Raw genomic sequence first — 19204 nt, 5'->3', positions numbered from 1 at the left:
TGTTGCTGAAAAGAACCTGACTCAGGAGGCATAGCAATGCCCAAATTCGCATACGAGGCACTCGACGCCCGCGGTCGGGTGGTAAGCGGCACCGTAGAAGCACCGGACCTGGAAACCGTCATAGAGGATCTCAAGACCTCCCGTTACACCGTCACCAATATCAAGCAGCAGTCCGACATCCTCTCCTATGCCAGAGAGATAGCGCGCAAGCTCCAGAGAGTAAGCCTCTACGCGCTGGCAGTTTTTACCCGCCAGTTTGCCGTGCTTTTTAACGCCGGGCTCCCCATCACAAGGGGGCTTGATGCCCTTTCCAAGCAGACCATGAGCAAGAAGCTGGGCTATGCCGTCATGGCAGTCTCACACGACATCAAGTCAGGCTTCTCCCTTTCAAAGGCAATGTCCAAGCACCCTGACGTATTCTCCCCTGTCTACATAAGCCTTGTGAAAGCCGGCGAGATGGCCGGCGCCCTGGGCGAGGTCCTCGACAGGCTCGCCGGGCTCATGGAAAAGGAGAATACGCTGCGTAAAAAAGTGGCCGCCTCGATGGTATACCCCATCTTTGTCTTCGTGTTCTCCATTATCGTGACCCTGGGCCTCGTGTTCTACATTTTTCCCAAGTTCATCGCCATTTTCCAGGGTATTGACATCGAAATGCCTGCCTGCACGAAGTTTCTCATCTTCATCACTGAGGGGATCCTGAATCCCCTCATCTTCTTCCCCACCGTGGGGGGAGTCGTCGTACTGGGGTTTCTCGCGATGCAGTTTGCCAAGACACCCCTCGGGAAGCGCCAGAAGGACAGGATCCTGCTGGAGCTGCCCCTTATCGGGAAGATCAACAAAAAAGTCATTCTCTCCAGGTTCTGCAGGACCCTGGGCACCCTCATCTCCAGCGGCGTGCCCGTCGTCCACTCCCTGGAGATCGTGTCCAGGGCCGCGGGAAATGAGGTGGTGAGCGGCATCATCGACGAGATCAAAATGGCCCTCAAGGCCGGCATGCGCCTCTCCCAGCCCATCCAGGAAAACCGCCTCTTCCCTCCCATCGTGGGCCACATGGTAGCCGTCGGTGAGGAGACGGGCAACCTCCCCATACTGCTGGAAAAACTTGCCCATTATTACGATACCGAGGTTGAATATGCTCTTACAGGCTTTGCATCTATGATAGAACCCATCATGATCTTCGTGCTTGGCGGTATGGTGGGCTTTGTGCTGATTTCCGTGTTTCTGCCTATCTACCAGCTCGTATCAAAGTTTTAGGGGGTGCAGCCCAATGCGGAAAAGAAAAGTGTTCTCAAGAGAGCGGGGCCTCTCAATCCTGGAGATTATCATCGCCGTCATTCTGCTTGCCATGGTGATCATGGCCACAGCCTGCGTGTATCCGGGCGGCTACAAGCTGAATGAGACCAACAAGCTGGCCAACCAGGCCACGGAGATCGCAAGGGGCATCGCCGAGGAGATCAACATGCGCCCCTTCTATACCTCAAACCTCTCGGGAATAGATGCCCTCTCCATCTGGAAGCTCGCCATAAAGAACAACACGGCGGGGTGGACACCTACCCTTTCCAATACTTATTGCTGGCCTTATCATTTCTACGGAGACGACAATACCACGTGGCAGCAGAACTGCCCCGTTTACTGCTGGGGAGATGATGACCCGGCAAACCTGAGATCATTCAAGACCAACGTGCTCGATCAGCAGAACCCGCCCAAGGTCTTTTACCTTCCCCATGTGGTGAGCGGCTCTACTCCCACCGCTCAGAACCCTCTGCCGGGGATACACATCACGGTCTTCCCCGACTTCAATGTATCAACGGAATTTCCCGATAATATCTCGGGAACGCAGTCACGTATGGCGAAGATAAGCGTCACCGTGGCCTGGATCGAGTTCAGAGGCTCTTCGGGGCTCCTTGTGCCGAAATCAGTGACGGTCACTTCATGGAGAACGGACAATAAAATGGACTACTAAGGGGGGCTCGCTCATGACACACCATGGCAGATCTGTGAAAAAGCACGGGGGCGTCTCGCTCGTAGAGGTGCTGGTTGCCTCGTTTCTGCTCGTCATTGTGGGAACCATCACTTTTGCTCTCTTTAAAAGCTCAAGCGATGCCTCGTTACTGGGAAGAACCCAGGTGAAGGCCCAGCAGAACGCCAGAAATGCCATGAACTCACTCCAGGCGGAGCTTCGCCAGGCCATAAAGCCTCCCCGCCTCGGCATGTCCCCCCAGTACACCTCCGGAGTCCTCTACCCGTCGGTACTGGATGCCAATACCGCGTGGACCAACGGCTCAACGGGCACCACCGACAACGAGCGCATCATATTCATGGAGCTTTACGGCCTTGGTTATAACTCCTCGGCGAACATCAACTACCAGACCGACATTAACCAGTACCGCCTGGTGGAGTACAGGGTTTTTCCTCCGCGCACCTCCACAGACGCCAATGAAAAAGCGCGCCTTCTCAGGAGAACGTGGTCGGCGTATGATTCGACGAGCCTGAATACTGCCGTGAAAGGCCTCGATTATACGAGCGGCAATTTCACCGTCGCCCTCTCAGCATTCGAGCCCGACAGCACGGACACCCATTATACCGAGACCACCGTGATAGAGCTGCCCTATGACAACGACAGGATAACCCTCACCGCCTCCCATCCCCAGGTGGGCTCCACCGCATTTTATGACGACCGGATATTCAACATCAAGCTCACCGTCATTCAGAACCACAAAAATTACGGCCAGAGATTCAGCATGGCCGACAACAGCTATACGCGCCTGCGGAAAAAAGAAGTGACTCTTGAATGCGCCGTGAGCCTCCGGTAGGCTCAGAAGCCCCCCGCCGCGTTTCCTCCATGAACTCCCCATCACAAGGAGAGCAAATTCCTGGATTTTGCATTCCTGTCCTTGAAAAAAAGCTGATTTTCTGAGATAATAGGGATAAGAGACTTCGGGCAAAGGAGGCTTGTTATGAGACTATACAGGACCCCCGCAGGAAAGGAAAAAGGCATCGCCCTGGTGATCGCCCTTTTCACCGTATTTGCAATTCTCACCATGGGCGTCACTTATATCGGCATATCCTTCACCAACAGCCGGGCATCGGCAGGCTATGAGAAGGAAGCCGTGGCAGTGGCCTACGCCAACGCCGGGATAGATTATGCCATCTACCATATGGGCGACCCGCATAACTGGGACCTCAACGCCTCCACCAAAGTGAACTTCCTGAGGGAGCACCTCACCGCCCTCGATCCCGGAAGCTCTTCCATCATGCCGAAAATCACGATCATCCCCGCGGCAAGCGACAGTGAATTCAATATGGCCCCTTACAATGGCACCAACTCAGGCGCCATGGTCATCGTTACCCAGGCGGACCTGAAGGACCTGGGCTTTTTAGACACAAAGCTCTACGGCCACTGGAGAATCCTTGTAATGCCTGAAAGCGAGCAGAGCGTCGTGGTGAGCGGCGAGGCGGCATATACTTTCAACATCAACTACCGCGTCATTGTGAGAGCCCGCATCATGAGCGCCAAGGACAAGGACCCCGCCGTCAATCCCGAGTATATTGTGTCGTCACGGGAGGTCCTGGCCCGCCTGAGCAACGAGTTCCCCGGCTCAATATATCAGAACATCCGCTCCTATGATATCGGCGGAGGCTACCACTATCCCAACCGTGAAGAGTACACCGACGACGCGGTCTTTGTCTGCGAGGACTTCAACTGGGACGGCGCCATAAAGATTGACGGCCCAGAGAATATAAACGATCCTACGAAACCTCAATGGGCCAAGCCGCAGGTGAGCGCCGCATTTAATGTATCAAGTGGATGGGTTCCCAGCAACCAGGACTTCAGCGGGAGCATCAACCTTGACCTCCTCAACAGCTCGAACTCGAGCAATACCGACATATGGCCCAAGTTTTACGGCAAGGCCATCGCGCAGAAATCCGGAAAATCCTCCACCGCATCGAGTGCCGTGGGCATCCAGTACCACACGGGGATGAAGGACGGGGCCGGGAACTTCATGTCAGGCGATATTTTCAAGAATACCAAGGATCCCTATGAAACAGGCGCTTCGGCCATGAATATCCATGAGCATATCTGGAAGACCTCGGGAGGCACCGAGAAGCTCAGCTATGTTGACGCTTCAAACACCGCCCAGAACGGCTTCTTTTACAACCTCGCCAAGGACGGAAGCACCGGCGCCTCAAAAGGGTGGTTCATAGAAGTGGCTGATTCGGAGCTCAGGCCCGACCTCCACTATGCCGGGGAAAAAATAGAGGCTCCCACTTACAGGATCACCACGGAACCGGTCCTTGACGCCAGCAACAACCCTCAGAAAACCAAGTATACCGTGCAGAAGTTCAGGAGAGACACCACAACGGGCGAGTTCGTCGCCGCCTCAGGAACAGACGCCTATTCGAAAACCTTCTACAGCGATGATGCTGACTTTAAAAACATCATCTATGTGAAGGGGGGGAACGTGCAGGTCGTCGGCAAGAATCCCAATTCCAGCGAGGATGCCGATGGGAACCCCGGGAAAGGCCATCTCACGGCGCCCGTCACCATAGTGGCAGACTCAAGCTCAAACAGGGAAGCCGATTCCCTCAACGCAAGCCAGGCTTACTCCGCCACAAGCCTTTTTGACCAGCGCCTCACGACATGCAATGTCTATGATACGAGTACCAGCCAATACGTGTTTCAGTGCTACAAGGAGCGGCAATGGACCGATGCGAACGGCACGCACACCGAGATGATAAACTGCATCCCCTCAACCGAAGTGTCAAGCGCCCAGCGCCCCATCTGGTCCATGACCAAGAGCGAATATGAGACCTACGTCGCCAACCCGACGCGGTTCAAGTTCCGCTACCCTCCCTATGATGCCACCGTAAACGAGCAGCCTGAAGGAAACCTCGAGGTGGTAGGCGACCTTGTGTACCGCAAGGACATGCAGGCACCCTCCCTGGGGCTTCTTGCGAAGAACCACGTCCTTCTCAATGACTACAAGATGCCCAAGCCAAGCGACAGCGACTATATTCCGCCCACCGACAGCAGATTCACCGATCCCGCCCACACCCAGAAACAGACCCTGGAGGTCACGGCCACCATAGGCTCCAAGAACCACAGCATGACCATGGACTTTTTCAACATGTGCCATAACCCCTTTGGCAAGCCTGCCACGGTTCCCTCGAATCCTCCCACGGGCGTAGGCGACACCGTCAGAAAAATCCCCATCTCCTTTGAGAGCGGCCAGGCAATAAAGACCGGGAACGGCGGCACGAGGCCCTCGTGGCTTCTCGAGGAAAACGGCCAGTACTACGTGGACAAGTGGACGGCCATGACCGACCAGGGAAGAACGCAGATCAACTGGGATTTCAATTACGGGGCCCTCCAGCTTGAAGATAATACCAACAACAGCGCCACGCTCTATCAGGGCGGCATCTTCAAGTTCACCGGCTGCATCATCTCCCGCTTTGCCGACGTGGAGGCCGACGCCGGCTTTAACAACGGCACGAGCTGCATGGGCTATCACTGGCAGAAAATGAGCTATGACACCAACCTGAAGAACCGGTCAGCCCCGTTCTTCTCCACCGCGTGCTATAACAAGGCCCAGAGCCAGGCGCGCCTCTCGTGGTCAATACTCTCTTTCGTTGACAAGGGCGCCATATCTGAGACAAAAGAGAACCTGTAGCACTTTCTCCCGTGTTTACGATAAGCGCAGAGCCTCCGGGGTGTTGAAGGAATTCTGCGCTTATCGTATAATATCAGTGAAAAGAATATTCTGGTGGATAGAGATGCGAATAACCCGTTCCCTTGTCTTCGTCCTCTCCCTGCTCCTGATCGCCCTCATACCCGGGGAGGTCTTCTCATTCTCTGCCCACCGCCCCAAGGTGCCTCCCGTAAACCTCAGAACCAAGGAGATCGTCGCTTCGCCCACCCCCACCCTGCCCGGCGAAACAGTGGAAGCCCCCCCGACCGAAAGCGGGGGCCCAGGCTTTCAGGGTGGAGGCGGAGGCTCTGAGCCGACTCCCGAACCCCCTGGCGTCATAACGCCCACTCCTTCTCCCTCACCGCTCCCGGAGGGCCCCAAGAAAGACTATGGCCCCACCTTTGTATTCGGCTTCTGCGGGCTCCTCATCGTGAGCGTGGTCCTGTGGTATTTCACAAGGCATCTCAACCTGAGAAGGCTTTTCAGGTGAGTGACATATTCTTTTGATACCTCATATAAGAAAAAGGCTTCCCTCAATCCTCCTTCCCTTCTCCTGTAAAAAAATTTTTATTTCTTTTTCATAAAAAGAAGGAGTTTCCTTTTCATACAAAGAACAAATGTTCGTCAAAAGTATAAATCATTGGAAGGAGTGGAGTGAAATGACCCCGGTCAAAGGAAAAGCGAAGGTGCAGGGCAAGAAAGAGATAATCGAGAGCATCGCGAAGCACACCAAGCTCTCAAAGAAGGACACCGAACTCACAATCGATGCCTTCTGGAAGACCATCAGAGATGCCCTCAAAAAGAACATGATTGTACGCCTCATCCCCTACGGGAACTTTGAGGTAAGACATCGTGCAGCCCGCACCGGCAGAAACCCCAGAACTGGCGGCAAGATCCAGATCAAGGCCCGCAACGTACCGGCCTTCAAAGCTGGAAAAGCCCTCAAAGACGCCGTACAGTAAGTAGCGGAAGAAGCCAGTAGCCAAGAGGGGAGCAATCCCCTCTTTTTATTTATCCCCCAGAGTCCCTGGACTCCTGAAGGGGAGAGTCACCATGAATATTGTGCCCACACCGGTCTTGCTCTCGACCTTGATATCTCCTCCGTGGGCTGCCACTATCTCTTTCACGATGGCAAGGCCAAGGCCTGTGCCTTCCACTTTCTGATTACGGGCACTCCCCCGGAAAAAGCGCTCAAAAATATAGGGGATCTCATCTTCTGAAATCCCGGGGCCGTTATCCTTCACCACCACCTGAAATGCCTCGTGGCGGACCAGGGCGCTCACCTCAACGGTGCCTCCCTTCGGAGTGTACTTGAGGGCATTGTCAATAAGGTTGATAAGCACTTCCTTGAACCTGTCGGGATCAATAAAGAGCCTTGGAACGGTTTCGACGCACTCCATCCTGAGCGCTACCCCCAGGGCTTCGGATTTCGGCTCCATCTGCGCCTGAACACTGGTGAAGAGCTCCCTTGCCTCGCAGGTTAACAGATGAAGCTCCACCCTGCCGCTCCTGAGCCTGGTGAGCTCCAGGAGCTCGTTCACAAGCCGCGTAAGCCTGTCCGCCTCCCTGTTTATCATCTCAAGGGACCGCACCCACTCCTTGTTGAGATCGGGGGAGCCCAGGAGGGTGATGACAAAGCCCTTGATGATGGTAAGGGGAGTCTTGAGCTCATGGGAGACATTCCCGAGAAACTCCGAGCGGGCCTGTTCCAGCTTCCTGAGCTCCTCAGCCATGAAGTTGATGGTCATGCTCAGGTCCCCGAGCTCATCTGAGCTCTTATAATTTACTCGGCTTGTGAGATCTCCTCTCGCTATCCGCCTTGCCGTGTCCCTTATCCGGGCCACAGGCCGCATGAGGGTCCTTATGAAAAGAAGCGCCATACCCAGGGCGGCGCAGAGGGAGAGAAAGAAGGTGAGAAAGAAATCCCTTTTCAGCACCGCAAACATGGCGTCAAACTCTTCAAGAGAGATGGAGAGCTTCGCTGCACCAATAATCTCCCCTCTTATCTTGATGGGAACACACCTCGCGAGGAGCTGCTCCTCGTTGATTTTTTCCGTCCACGAGGAGGGCTTTCCCCTGAGGGCGATGAGGAACCGCTTTTCCCCCTTCCCGGGGAAGGGCGGCATCCCGCTTGAATCGGATATGATATCGCCGTTGCGGTCTATCACCTGGAGCTGGTAGTCCATGTGCTCCCAGCACTGCCGGATAAAAAACCTCGTGGCAGGGCCGAGGTCCTCTTCCTTGCTGACGGAGGGGGTGATGAATTTCAGGAAGAACTCGGCGGCATTTTCCAGATACGAATCCTTGCTCTTGAGCAGGTGCTCCTTCGTAAGGACATAGAAAAGAGTCCCCATGAGACCGATGGTGAAAAGGATAAGAAGGAAGTAGGTGAGGAAGAGCCTGGTTCTGATATTGTTCACACTGCCCCCCCACTCACCTATTTACGGGCTTTCTCTTCAAAGCGCGGATTAGACTTGTAACCGACGCCCCATATGGTGAGGATGTAGGTGGGATCCATGGGGTTGTCCTCTATCTTGTCCCTCAGGCGCCTGATATGGACGTCAATGCTCCGCTCCTCGATAAATTCGTGTCCCCATATCATCTTGCGCACCTCCTCCCGGGTGAAGATCCTTCCGGGATGGCCGGAAAACAGCAGGAGAAGATCGTATTCCCGCGGGGTGAGCTCAATAAGGTTACCTTTTTTCCACACCTTCCTTCCCAGGGGATCAATGGTCATATCGCCAAAAGCGACTTTCTGCGCCTCAGCCTCCCGGGCTGGCGAGAGCCTCCGGAAAATCGCCTGGATACGGGCAATGAGCTCCCAGGGATTAAAGGGCTTCACCATGTAGTCATCGGCTCCCAGCTCAAGGCCTGCAATCTTGTCCATATCCTCACTCCTGGCCGTAAGCATGATGACAGGGACGCCGGAAATGCTCCGGGCCGACTTGAGGACCTCAAAGCCGTCGATGTCGGGAAGCATCACATCAAGCACCACAAGGTCGGGAGATTTCTCCTTCAGGAGATGCAGCGCGTCATTCCCGTTGAAGGCCTTGATCACCTCGTATCCGGCCCGCACAAGGTTGATTTCTACAAACTCCACAATGGCCTCTTCGTCATCAACGACCAGTATTCTCCCGTTCATAGGTCCCCTCCTTGATGCTCATCTCGGATATACTGACGCACATTGAAAATTACGTGATCCCTCCTCTGAGAGATGCAGAATTGATGAGTAATTCTGCATTTTCAATGATGTCGTCTGGTATGCTCTTGAGTATAAAGAGCAAAGAGCCCTGCATACACAAGGCTCATCAAGCACTGACTATTGCATGGCGTGCTATATCGGCTTTGGCGTAAGGGCCGAAGGCACATTCTTCTTGGCACCCATAAGCGTTGATGACGATGCTCCCGGCCCCGGCTGCTGCGGCGGCATCTGTTTGAGGGATGGAGCGAAATTGACGGAATTCCTCCCGCCCTTTTTAGATTTATAGAGTGCCGCATCTGCTGCCGTGACCAGATCAACCTTCGTGGTGGCGTCTTCAGGGAAACTTGACACGCCGATGCTTGCCGTCACCTTGACTTTGTAAGTATGGAAGCGGAACTGGAAGGCCTCCCTTATTCTCTGCGCCGTCTTGATGGCATTGGCCTTGTCAGACTCCTTGAGAATGACGGAGAATTCGTCACCGCCATACCGGCACACAAGATCGCTATCTCTGGTATAGCTCTTTATCAGAGCCGCGATCTCACGGAGCAGCTTGTCGCCTTCAGGATGGCCCAGCGTATCATTATACTGCTTGAAATGATCCGTATCCAGCATGATAAGGGAGAAGCACTTGAGGGTCCTTTCATATTCCTTGCAGGCCTCCAGGATGCGCTCCTGGAAATAACGGTGAGTGTACAGGCCCGTGACACCGTCGGTGATGGCAAGGGCGATGGTTCTCTCGAAGAGCTCGGCGTTCTTGATTGCCATGGCGGTCTGGTAGGTGACCGTCGAAACCAGCTTGAGGCTCTCCTCGTCATAATAATGGGGCTGGGCATTCCCCACATAGAAGGCCCCGATGACATCATTCTCCACGATCATCGGCACGATAATGGCCGACCGCTCGTGCTCCACCACGTTGGGGAGCCTTGACTCCCTTGTGTCTTCAAGCAGAAGGGGCTTCTTCTGCGACACGACCCACCCGAGGACTCCTTCAGAAACCTTGATGGTGATATTCTTGAAAAGCTCGGCATAGGGGCTCACGCAGCGCTGCGGAATGAGCTCCACCTCCACATCCTTCTTTACGGTGAAAATGATGAAGCTTTGAAAATCTATGATATGCTTCATTTTTTCGCCTATGAAATTAAGGGTGTCATCCATCTTGAGGCTGCTGCCCAGGGATTTGCCGAGCTCGTTGAGGGCCGAGAGCTGGCGGACGGTCTTTTCAAGCTTCTCGTTGACACTCCTTGTCATCATCAGGGACTGCTCCTTGTCCTCGTGGAGCTGCGCCGATTCAATGGCTATTGCCGTCTGGTTCCCAAGGATCGAGAGAATGTTGAGGTGATCCTCGTTGTAGGTTCCCTGCTTGGTGGTCCCCACGTAGATGACGCCTATGATGCGCTCCTTGATGATAAGGGGAACGCACATGATGCACTTCTCGTCTTTGAAAATCCTCTGCTCGTTCACGGTCTGCATGTCAGGCACCAGCAGGGGCTTCCGGTTCTGCACCACAAGGTTCACAATGGTCTCCTCAAGCTGCAGGAGGGGCGAGAGGGCCAGGAGCTCCTTGTAGGGGGTAATGAACTTGGCAGGGGTGAGATTTCCTTTCTCCAATAGAAAGATCACGCAGCTCTGGTAGACGATGAGCTTTCTTATCATTGATATGATGATGTCCAGGGTGCCGTCGAGGTTGATGCTCGCGCCGAGGGCTTTACCCATCTCATAGACGATGGAGAGCTCGTCCACCTTTTTCTGGAGATCCTCGGTGATCTGCTCATTCTTGGACTTTATCTCGAGAAGATCGTTCTGGGTGTTCTTGAGGGAGAGCTCAAGCTCTTCCTGGTTCAGAAGGACCAGCTCGTCCATGAACAGCTTGAGGGTGTGACGGAGGCCCGCAAGAGGGGGGATAAGAAACAGGAGCGCCCAGGGAGAAACTCGATAAGTGTAAAAGGTGATGACGCCGAGAGGGAAGAGGATCACGTTGAAGAGCCTTATCTTGTTTCGCACAGTATGCCAGGTCTTCTGAAAGGATTCGTTCAGAAGGCCTGCCGAGGTGGTGGCAATGATGAAATCCACGAGAAAATAGGCGCCAGCGCTGGCAATCATGGCGACAAAGAATACCAGCGTCACTTCGCCTTTTAATTGGGCCTGTATCATAGTCTCGGACTTATCAAGGACTTGATAGATGATTCTGAAGGCATAGGCGGCCGCCATGGTCATGGCAAGGGTTGATGAAAAATCGCTGATGCGGTACCACCATGGCTGCCTGTTGATAATGAGCGTTCTTGCAAGGAGCGCGATGGGGGCGATGACGCAGGCCACCTGCCATCCCAGGAGAGGGTTTATGATACAGCAGAAATAGATGCAGAACCCAAGGCTCGCGTAACCATAATAAGGAACTTCCACGGCATAGAGCTCAATAAGTATTGCAGCAATGCCAAAAAGAAGAACACCCATGTTCCTCTCTTGCGTCCATGAGAAATCACGCAGAATGAAGTACAATGCAACAAACACCAGTACCGTCAATACTAAGGTGTAACTTTTTCCTTGCTGAGGAGTCTGCTCCAAAAATGCACCGCCTGTTGTCTTATTTCTTACGGTTTCCTGCCTGCTTTACTGCACTCCTAGAGTAGTATATTATCCCTTCCGTGCAAAAATCCTTTCTCGGCATTTCAATCCGTATAATCTTCATGGAACATTGCTCTGAGGGAAACAACTCCGAAAGAGGGTGCAGGCGGTACCCGGGGGGGCACTGATGGCATAGAGTATTCTCCTGCCGCTTCCGCAGCACCGCATTGAAGGTGCCCCGGACTGCTCCGGCATAGGATTATCTTTCCCGTCCCATCAATGACAGATGCGTCTCATCAGAATCACAAAAACCCGTAAGTCCCCCAGAGTCCCTCTGTGGCATCCTTTTCTTTCTTTTGTCATCTCCCCGGCGCCATTGCAGGCACCTCACTTACCACACAAATATTCTATCATAAAAAAACAGATTTATCAATTCAACCTTCCCGCGAAATCAGAATTCGGAATGGAGGGGATTATGCGCACCGGCCGGGGCTCCAGGCTCCAGGATGTGCTGCTCTCAAAAGGATTTTTCACCCCCAGGAAGAAATAGTTGTGGATACTTCAGACCATGCCTTCGGCCTCACAGGAGCACCACCATGAAAAATCACACCCTCAAGGAGATCATCACCACCCGCTTTACTCTCATTGTGAGCCTCCCTGAAAATGATGCCCGGACTGCGCTTGCCGTGCAGAAAGCCGGTGCCGACGCCATCAAGGTGCACCTGAACTGCCACCACCGTGCCTCAGGGACCCATTTCGGCACCTGGGAACAGGAGAAATCAAAAATCTCGGAGCTTCCCGGGTTGCTGGACATCCCCGTCGGTATCGTGCCCGGTGCGGAAGAGGTGGCCTCCCTGGGGGAAATGGCGGAACTCGCGGCCCTTGGCTTCGATTTCCTGGACATCTTTGCCCATCACATCCCCTGCCCCTTTTTCGGCCTCGGGGAGTTCTCCAAGGTGGTCGCCACCGATTACACGTTCCCGCTTGACCACATACCCTCCCTGGAGGCGGCAGGCACCGACATCATCGAGGCCTCGGTGATTCACCCCGAAGGCTACGGGAAGCCCCTCTCCGGCAAGGACCTGGCATTGTACGGCGCCCTTGTCAAAAAGGCTTCAAGGCCTGTCTTCATACCGACGCAGAGAAAGATATCCCCCCAGGACATACCCTATCTCCACAGGGCAGGAGCCGGTGGAATTGCCATAGGGGCCGTGGTGACAGGTAAGGAGAGGGAGCGCATCGCGGAGGTGACGGCTGAGTTCAGGACGGCAATTGACAGGATGCTTCTTCGCAGCAACAACTAAGCCCAGAGGAGAGATGCATTCTCATGAAAAGCACTCTAGAGATCGAGCTTGACAGGCAGATCTTTCGCCCCGGGGAGCATATCACTGGAAAAATTCATTTCAACCTGCAGGAAAAGCTCACCATTGACAAGATTATACTGTCGCTCCAGGGAGAAGAAATTCTTGGCGCAAACAGCATTACCCGCTCAGTGGTCATGCCCCTTGTCAATGAGCAGCACGTGGTGCTTTCCAGGGACGAAGGGCAGCACGAAAGTATTCCCGAAGGGACGCCACCCTCATCCTTCCCGATAGAATTCAGAATCCCCGACACCCTGCCTCCCTCCTATGCGAGCGAGGTCGTCAAGTGCCTTTACTTCATCAAGGGGCAGGTCTCGATCCCCTGGGCCCGCGACATAATCGAAAAAATGCACATCACCGTGATTCCCTATGCGCCCCGGGAAAAGCCCCCCGAGCCCGTGGCCCTGGTGCTTGAGGAGGAATCCATAAAGATGCGCATTGAGCTTGAAAAGGATTCCCTCATGGCCGGTGAAACCCTCACCGGCTCTCTTTCCATGGAATATATCCCCCAGGAGGTGCCTGAGGAGATCTCTTTCGAGATCCGTGCAAGGGAGAAGTCCCTCGACGAGTCATACACCCTTGACAGGACCATCTGGAGCCTCACAAGGGAAAGCTCCATAAAAGACGAGCAGACAGGATACCTTGTGGCGAACTTCGAGTTTCCCACGCCTCCCGACGCTCCCTTTTCCCACCGCTGGAACACTTTTGAGATCACCTGGGAGTTCCGCGTCACCGTGAGGACCTTTAACAGAAAAGAGCTGAGCCTGGAGAAAAGCCTCACTGTCAACCGCCTCATTTAGCCATAAGGAAAGAGCCTATGAACATTCTTTTCATTCCTCTCGACAACAGGCCCTGCACCATGAACTACCCCGAGGCCCTGGCCTCGATGGTGAACTTCACGCTCCTCACCCCTCCCGCCGAGTACCTGGGGAACTACTTTCTCCCGGGGAACACCAGAAAGCTTTTCTCATGGCTTGGCGATATGGAGTCACGGGCCGATGCGGCCCTTATCTCAATAGACATGCTCGTCCATGGCGGCCTCATCGCCTCAAGAGGGTCCTATCACACTGCTCATGAAACAGCGCGCACATTGAAGCACCTTGGAGAATGGCTCAGGAGGAGGCGGGTGCCCATGGTGGCGAGCTATAACGTCATCATGAGAACCATGCCCACCTCCTCATCGTCTGACATCGCCAAGGAGGCTCCGCGTTTCCTGAAGATAGTGAAATCACTCCATGAGATCTCCCTGAAGAAGCCCGCAAGACTCGCAGAAGAGATAGAGAAGGCAAAAAAAACCCTTAAGGGAGCCATCTCGGGAGAATATTTCGACGTGCGCAGGCGGAACCACGAAGTGAACAGGCAGTGCCTCCTCTGGAGAAAGGAGGGGCTCCTCGACTGCCTGCTGCTGGGCCTCGATGACGTAGTGACCAGGGGCCTCAACCTCTATGAGAAGACGCTCCTTGAAAAATTTATCAGGGATGAATCACTGGACAATGCTTTTATTTATCCCGGCACCGACGAGATGGCCCTCATGCTGCTGACGCGCCTTGCCTGTGAGCGCTTCGGGGAAAAGCCCCGCTACCACGTCCTGTACAGCTCGACGAGGGGGAAAAACAGGCCCACCCTTTACGAGGACAGGAACGTTCCCGAGCTCATCTCATCATACTTTGGCATGCTCTCCTTCGAGGAATGCCCGCGGGAAGAGGAATCTATCGATCTTTTCGTGCACCTCAATCCCCATGGGCAGCAGGAAGCCGGCTTCCAGGTCCTGGGGAGAACGCCCCGCCAGAGGCTTATGCCTTTCATGCAGAAGATAGAGGAGAGCCTCTCGATGGACAGGCTGGCAGCCGTGGCAGACGTAGCTTACGCAAATGGCGCCGACTGCACGCTGGCCGAGCTCCTCACCTCGCGGTTCAGGATACCTTCCCTTGCCGCCTATGCTGCCTGGAACACTGCGGGCAACACCATAGGGACCGTTATCTCTCAGTCCGCCCTGAGGTGGCTCTCCCTCAGGTTCCGCCACCTCATCTCAAATCCCGCCATGGCCGAGAAAGCCCACCTGGCCTTTACGTTCTCGAGGTTTCTCGATGACTGGATCTACCAGTCAGAAGTGAGGGAAAAGGTGAAGAAATTCTGCACCCATGAAAATATCTCCACCTATGACCTGGGGAGCTTTCACCAGAGGGTGGAGCATCTCATTGACGGCGTGGTGGTGAGGCGTGCCGAAGCCCTCTTTCACAAAATCCTCGGGGGCCAGTACATCCTTCCTCTCTTTTCTTCAAGGCCTGCAAAGGTCAGTGTTGAAGAGCCCTTCACCTGCCAGATACGTCTTCCATGGCCCAGGATATTTGAGATTGACGCGTTCTGCGACTTTACCCTCCGCTATGCGAGGGGGCCCCTGCTCTGACGGGCTTCTGCCAGGCCGCCCTTTAGCACGCCGTGGAGGTTGAAAGCGCGGAGCCTGCAGCTCATCTCCCGCAGAAAGCGTTCCGTGCGGGGCGCTACTTCCTCGTACCCATGGGAAAAAATGTGCGGGATTGGGCCTTCGGACCTTCTTACCCTCAGGGGCATGGAGAAAATCTCGGCGATCTTCTCACGCAGGGCACCGTCAGGGCAGTGGATTACGAGCTCGCCTTCCGAGAGCGTCACCTCGGCCACTTCAAACTCGGCGGGATGATACCCTCTTGAAGATTTAAGAAGAGGATAGATGACCATCTTGATGCTCACGAGCCTGCACCCTCCTGCGCCGCCCCGCCCTGTTCCCCGGCTGGACGGGAAGGCTCCTTGTTGATCTCCCTGAACAGGTATTCCACGTAATGGTACATTGAGCGATCATAGTCGTAGAGCTCATCACGGGTGAAAAAGGCGCCGCCGGGTCTTCCCTCCCGGAGATAGCTCTCAACGGCCTGGGCGAAATAATGGACAGGGCTCACCAGGGAGAAGAGATCGGCACTCAGGTGGCCTGCCTCGCAGGCCATGCAGGCCCGGTAACTGCTCTGCACCGCCGCCGACTTCAGGGAGGCGAACTCATCCTTCCCAAGGGCATGGTCAAAAGCATGGGCGAAATAAAGGCGCGGGGGGAAGAACTCACCCTTTCCCCGGAGCTCCTCGGCGCCAAAGATGCAGAGCTTCTCCCCGGGGATATAGGCGGCCCTGAGGTGGCCGTACTGCCCGTTCTCGGCCATGGCAGGAAGATATGGCAGGATCGACTCACCCTCTCCAAGCACGGCAATTCTGGTGCCGAAATCGCGGCACACCTTGAGGACCCTGTCGCCCAAGGGGGCAAGGGCCTCCTTGACGAGGGAGAATAACGGTGCCTCAAGGGGGGAGACAAGCATCGCCTCGATGATTTTCCCGAGGGCGAGGGCTTCAGCGCTCTCTTCGGGGAGATCAAGCGCCTCATAGACCATCTGTGCCTCCGCTGCCTCTTCGGCCTGCTCCACTTTCTTCTGCGGCTCGGCGATAATGAAGCCCTCATCCCAGGCAAGCAGGGAGGTCCACCCCTGCTGCTCAGCGGGAGGTGGCTTTTTCTCCGCCTCTCCCGCGGGAGCAGTCGTTTTCCCCGGAGCCTTCCGTGCTTCCCGGGAAAGGGTCACGTCTTCCCTGCTTTTGAGCTCCGGCGGTTTTTCAATCCCGCCCTCTTCGGGAGGCACCGCGCTCTCACCGGTGCTCCCGGCCCCCGCCGCTCCTTCACGGAACACCGGGGGAGCTTTCATCGTCTCCATCGCCGGGGCGTCGGGATAAGGAACGGGAGGCGCCTCTCCGTGCCCTGGAGGGCTCTCATCATCGAGGATGCTGGGGCTCATAGCTGCCATCGCGGTCTCTGCACCGCCTTCTTCAGGAGACTCGCCGGATTCACCGGAGGAAGAGGGGGGAGCGCCTGCTCGTTCCCGGGCAGCGGCAGGCCTTCCGGCATCTTCGCCCTTGAGGGTCTTGATAAAGCTTGAGAGCTTCCTCTGGCTCTCCTCCTTTTCCTCCTCTTCGCGGCGCGCCTTCTCCTCCATGAGGCGCTCGCGGCGCTCCTCGGAAAACTCCTCCTCATCTGCGGAGAAATAGTGCTTCGAGCGCCCGCCGCCAAAGTCATCGGGGTCCATGGAGCCCATCATATCGTCGCCCATAAACTCCGTCTCAGTGGAAAGATCCGCACTGTCAACAGGCGCCGTCTTCGTGGTCTTTACCTTCTTCAGCTCTTTCTGCTGAGCCCGCTGAAGCATGTCGTTCGCCTTCGAGGCATTGTCGGTGAGCTGCCTGAGCGAGGGGTTGGCGTCAAAAAAAATCGATTCCATCGGGTCTCCTCATGGCGTCGTCGTGCCGGTGGTGGTACTGCGCTCCCTCTAGTATAGCATTTTTTCCCCGGTGGGAAAAGAGAAGGCTTTGATCGCAGACCGGGCGCGCCCTTTCCGTGGCTCCAGTCGCCCAGGAGAAATAGCCGGGCCGCCATTCTTTTGTCATCACATGGCCTTTTTATCCCGGGATTCCGGGGCTTTTTCAGACTCCTGGAGTAATTTCTCCACTATCGGCTTATCTGCTTCGGCAAAATCAAATCCCGCCATATCTTGAGGGAATACCCATTGTATCTCCTCATGGCTGTCAAGATGAAAATCTCCCGCCACATGAGTGACACGAAAGGCAAGAAGCTCTATCGTTCTGTCACCATAATCATATTCACTGCGGCACACGAATTCACCAATAGTTGATTCTATGCCGAATTCCTCCTTCAGTTCCCTCGCCAGGCAGCACTCCGGCGTTTCTCCCTGCTCTATCTTGCCGCCGGGGAATTCCCATTTATACTGGAGATGGAAGCCATGCTTCCTCCTGGCGATCAGCACCCTTCCTTCTTTTTCAATGATGGCCGCCGTGACGTCTTTTTTCATATGACTATCTCTTCGCGCCATGGGCGAAACTTATCCTCATCTCCTGGCCCATAACACGTATAATTTCTATATTGCCTCGCTTTTGATATGACCTGAGCGCTCCTGGCGCTGATTGCCTGCGAAGTCTCGATACTTGATGAAGTATTCCTTGCCTCTCTTGCAGAGGCTGCTCTTCAATTTTTTCACACCTGCTCATGGAAGTGATCTTCTTGCTGCCTTCTGATTTTCTCCTCCGGGTCGAAGAAAAAATATCTTACACAGGCACCTTGTAATTCCTCTCCTTTGCCTTCCCTTCCATTATACAGGAAGAAAAAATAAGTGTAAAGATGACGCTTTATTCACTGTTTCTTCACGGAAACTTCTCGGATTGTTCATAACATGAGTATAAAATAATTATAGAAGGCAGTAATAAGAGGAGGTGGAAAAGATGATTACCAGAGTGTTCTCCGGCAATGGTGGGATCCAAAAAGGATGCCCCATTTGTTATCTCTCACCCGCAGCTTTCCTCGGGTCATATCCAGGATAGATGGTTCATTGTTCCTTTGCCTATGGAGGCTCTGGCCGAGGCTGGGGTCTCTTTCTTTTATGACGAAGGATCTTACCGCAGAGGCCCTCCATATGGTGAGGGGCGGGGTGTATATATATTCAGGCGTGAGTGGGGCGGTATCCCCGGGGGAGGGGGTGGCCGGTCTCTTCTTGAGAAAAATTAAAAGCCCGTCTTTTCTCATTGTGACGGGCTTTTTTCAAGCGGGGCAGGCAGGACTTGAACCCACGACATTCGGTTTTGGAGACCGACGTTCTACCACTGAACTACTGCCCCATGACGTAATGAATATACACGATTTCATTCCGCATGTCAAGACTCGCGAACCTGATACAGCCCTGATTATTTGAAGACTTTGCAGGTGGGGCTACTTCTTCACTGTCGCCTTCAGTATCTTCTGATCGGTGAGGGGGCGGTTGTAAGGCTTCCCTGACGTTTCGGCACTCTCGATCTTCTGCACCACGTCATAGCCTGAAATCACCTCGCCGAAGATGGTATGGCGCATATTCAGGTGCGCCGGCGTCGAGGTGGTGATGAAAAACTGGCTCTGGTTGGTGTTGGGACCCCTGTTTGCCATCGCCACGAGGCCGGGGCGGTCAAACTTCACCGAGGTGCTCACTTCGTCCTCAAAGGGCTTCCCCCAGATTGACGCTCCCCCCGTGCCGTTCCCCTCGGGGTCGCCTCCCTGGAGCATGAAGCCCTTGATGACACGGTGAAAGAGTATTCCGTCATAGTAGCCCTTCTCCACGTGGGTAGTGAAATTCTCGCAGGCCTTGGGCGCCACGTAGGGCATGAGCTTTATCTCGATGGTACCCTGGGTGGTCTCAAGCACTATGTTCTTATCAAACATGCCGTTCACTCCTTGTCTTGTTATGATTCCCGGGGAGGGTAAGCCCCCGGACTCTCTTTTGACACGGCGTGACAAATACCCTCTCCCCTCAAGGCAGGATTTTTTCCCCCTTCTGGGAGAA

16 protein-coding genes and 1 tRNA gene are annotated in these 19204 nt (G+C 54.7%); 9 read left to right on the top strand and 8 right to left on the bottom strand.

The annotated features are described in order from the left end of the window. Positions 1 to 36: 36 nt before the first annotated feature. The 6 genes from RDV48_03770 (at position 37) to RDV48_03745 (ending at position 6652) form a co-directional block, all read left to right on the top strand. Positions 37 to 1254 (top strand): type II secretion system F family protein, encoded by a 1218-nt coding sequence (locus RDV48_03770; protein ID MDQ7821894.1) that lies wholly within the window; start codon positions 37 to 39, stop codon positions 1252 to 1254. A 13-nt stretch (positions 1255 to 1267) separates the two neighbouring features. After that, positions 1268 to 1963, top strand: coding sequence for a type II secretion system protein (locus RDV48_03765; GenBank protein MDQ7821893.1), 696 nt, complete (start codon positions 1268 to 1270; stop codon positions 1961 to 1963). Between the two features lie 13 nt (positions 1964 to 1976). After that, positions 1977 to 2813, top strand: coding sequence for a hypothetical protein (locus RDV48_03760; protein ID MDQ7821892.1), 837 nt, complete (start codon positions 1977 to 1979; stop codon positions 2811 to 2813). Positions 2814 to 2957: 144 nt separating this feature from the next. Continuing rightward, entirely contained in the window at positions 2958 to 5672 is a 2715-nt protein-coding gene (locus tag RDV48_03755) for a hypothetical protein (protein ID MDQ7821891.1), read from the top strand. A 103-nt stretch (positions 5673 to 5775) separates the two neighbouring features. Then, complete coding sequence (locus RDV48_03750) at positions 5776 to 6180, top strand: hypothetical protein (protein MDQ7821890.1); 405 nt, start codon at positions 5776 to 5778, stop codon at positions 6178 to 6180. Between the two features lie 196 nt (positions 6181 to 6376). Beyond that, positions 6377 to 6652: an HU family DNA-binding protein gene (locus tag RDV48_03745; GenBank protein MDQ7821889.1), complete on the top strand. Its 276-nt coding sequence runs from the start codon at positions 6377 to 6379 to the stop codon at positions 6650 to 6652. A gap of 45 nt (positions 6653 to 6697) precedes the next feature. Here the strand turns inward: RDV48_03745 and RDV48_03740 are convergent, their stop codons facing one another. The 3 genes from RDV48_03740 to RDV48_03730 form a co-directional block, all read right to left on the bottom strand. Beyond that, positions 6698 to 8110 (bottom strand): HAMP domain-containing sensor histidine kinase, encoded by a 1413-nt coding sequence (locus RDV48_03740; protein ID MDQ7821888.1) that lies wholly within the window; start codon positions 8108 to 8110, stop codon positions 6698 to 6700. A gap of 17 nt (positions 8111 to 8127) precedes the next feature. Then, positions 8128 to 8832, bottom strand: a complete 705-nt coding sequence (locus RDV48_03735) for a response regulator transcription factor (GenBank protein MDQ7821887.1) — start codon at positions 8830 to 8832, stop codon at positions 8128 to 8130. Positions 8833 to 9024: 192 nt separating this feature from the next. Further along, positions 9025 to 11343, bottom strand: a complete 2319-nt coding sequence (locus RDV48_03730; protein MDQ7821886.1) for a diguanylate cyclase — start codon at positions 11341 to 11343, stop codon at positions 9025 to 9027. 707 nt (positions 11344 to 12050) lie between these two features. Here RDV48_03730 and RDV48_03725 point away from each other — a divergent pair. From RDV48_03725 to RDV48_03715, 3 genes are read left to right on the top strand one after another with little or no spacing between them, the layout of a single operon-like run. Next, complete coding sequence (locus tag RDV48_03725) at positions 12051 to 12758, top strand: hypothetical protein (GenBank protein ID MDQ7821885.1); 708 nt, start codon at positions 12051 to 12053, stop codon at positions 12756 to 12758. A 23-nt stretch (positions 12759 to 12781) separates the two neighbouring features. After that, the gene (locus RDV48_03720; GenBank protein MDQ7821884.1) at positions 12782 to 13615 is read left to right on the top strand and encodes a hypothetical protein; all 834 of its coding nucleotides are present in this window, start codon (positions 12782 to 12784) and stop codon (positions 13613 to 13615) included. A gap of 17 nt (positions 13616 to 13632) precedes the next feature. Beyond that, positions 13633 to 15222 carry a DUF4127 family protein gene (locus RDV48_03715; protein ID MDQ7821883.1) on the top strand — a complete coding sequence of 530 codons (1590 nt, stop codon included), beginning with the start codon at positions 13633 to 13635 and terminating at the stop codon, positions 15220 to 15222. On the opposite strand, the gene RDV48_03710 is transcribed toward RDV48_03715, so the two are convergent. From RDV48_03710 to RDV48_03690, 5 genes are all read right to left on the bottom strand, one after another. Then, positions 15198 to 15542 carry a hypothetical protein gene (locus tag RDV48_03710; GenBank protein ID MDQ7821882.1) on the bottom strand — a complete coding sequence of 115 codons (345 nt, stop codon included), beginning with the start codon at positions 15540 to 15542 and terminating at the stop codon, positions 15198 to 15200. The genes RDV48_03715 and RDV48_03710 overlap by 25 nt on opposite strands. Further along, positions 15539 to 17101, bottom strand: a complete 1563-nt coding sequence (locus RDV48_03705; GenBank protein MDQ7821881.1) for a hypothetical protein — start codon at positions 17099 to 17101, stop codon at positions 15539 to 15541. The genes RDV48_03710 and RDV48_03705 overlap by 4 nt, the downstream gene beginning before the upstream one ends. Before the next feature lie 165 nt (positions 17102 to 17266). Further along, positions 17267 to 17689, bottom strand: a complete 423-nt coding sequence (mutT, locus tag RDV48_03700) for an 8-oxo-dGTP diphosphatase MutT (protein MDQ7821880.1) — start codon at positions 17687 to 17689, stop codon at positions 17267 to 17269. A gap of 748 nt (positions 17690 to 18437) precedes the next feature. After that, positions 18438 to 18509: transfer RNA gene (locus RDV48_03695), tRNA-Trp, on the bottom strand. Positions 18510 to 18600: 91 nt separating this feature from the next. Beyond that, positions 18601 to 19083 carry a peptidylprolyl isomerase gene (locus tag RDV48_03690; GenBank protein MDQ7821879.1) on the bottom strand — a complete coding sequence of 161 codons (483 nt, stop codon included), beginning with the start codon at positions 19081 to 19083 and terminating at the stop codon, positions 18601 to 18603. Positions 19084 to 19204: the final 121 nt, after the last annotated feature.

This window comes from Candidatus Eremiobacterota bacterium (assembly GCA_031082125.1).
In the GTDB taxonomy this organism is placed as follows: Bacteria; Vulcanimicrobiota; CADAWZ01; order CADAWZ01; family Ess09-12; genus Ess09-12.
The sequence above is the reverse complement of the archived record's forward strand: the minus strand, read 5'-3'. Positions and strand labels throughout refer to the sequence as shown.

What these genes read in the sequence shown, in the direction of transcription:
- mutT (MDQ7821880.1), bottom strand. Translation starts at nt 17,689, where the DNA reads ATGAAAAAAGACGTCACGGCGGCCATCATTGAAAAAGAAGGAAGGGTG.
- RDV48_03750 (MDQ7821890.1), top strand. Translation starts at nt 5,776, where the DNA reads ATGCGAATAACCCGTTCCCTTGTCTTCGTCCTCTCCCTGCTCCTGATC.
- RDV48_03755 (MDQ7821891.1), top strand. Translation starts at nt 2,958, where the DNA reads ATGAGACTATACAGGACCCCCGCAGGAAAGGAAAAAGGCATCGCCCTG.
- RDV48_03770 (MDQ7821894.1), top strand. Translation starts at nt 37, where the DNA reads ATGCCCAAATTCGCATACGAGGCACTCGACGCCCGCGGTCGGGTGGTA.
- RDV48_03760 (MDQ7821892.1), top strand. Translation starts at nt 1,977, where the DNA reads ATGACACACCATGGCAGATCTGTGAAAAAGCACGGGGGCGTCTCGCTC.
- RDV48_03735 (MDQ7821887.1), bottom strand. Translation starts at nt 8,832, where the DNA reads ATGAACGGGAGAATACTGGTCGTTGATGACGAAGAGGCCATTGTGGAG.
- RDV48_03690 (MDQ7821879.1), bottom strand. Translation starts at nt 19,083, where the DNA reads ATGTTTGATAAGAACATAGTGCTTGAGACCACCCAGGGTACCATCGAG.
- RDV48_03715 (MDQ7821883.1), top strand. Translation starts at nt 13,633, where the DNA reads ATGAACATTCTTTTCATTCCTCTCGACAACAGGCCCTGCACCATGAAC.
- RDV48_03730 (MDQ7821886.1), bottom strand. Translation starts at nt 11,343, where the DNA reads ATGGGTGTTCTTCTTTTTGGCATTGCTGCAATACTTATTGAGCTCTAT.
- RDV48_03765 (MDQ7821893.1), top strand. Translation starts at nt 1,268, where the DNA reads ATGCGGAAAAGAAAAGTGTTCTCAAGAGAGCGGGGCCTCTCAATCCTG.
- RDV48_03725 (MDQ7821885.1), top strand. Translation starts at nt 12,051, where the DNA reads ATGAAAAATCACACCCTCAAGGAGATCATCACCACCCGCTTTACTCTC.
- RDV48_03705 (MDQ7821881.1), bottom strand. Translation starts at nt 17,101, where the DNA reads ATGGAATCGATTTTTTTTGACGCCAACCCCTCGCTCAGGCAGCTCACC.
- RDV48_03720 (MDQ7821884.1), top strand. Translation starts at nt 12,782, where the DNA reads ATGAAAAGCACTCTAGAGATCGAGCTTGACAGGCAGATCTTTCGCCCC.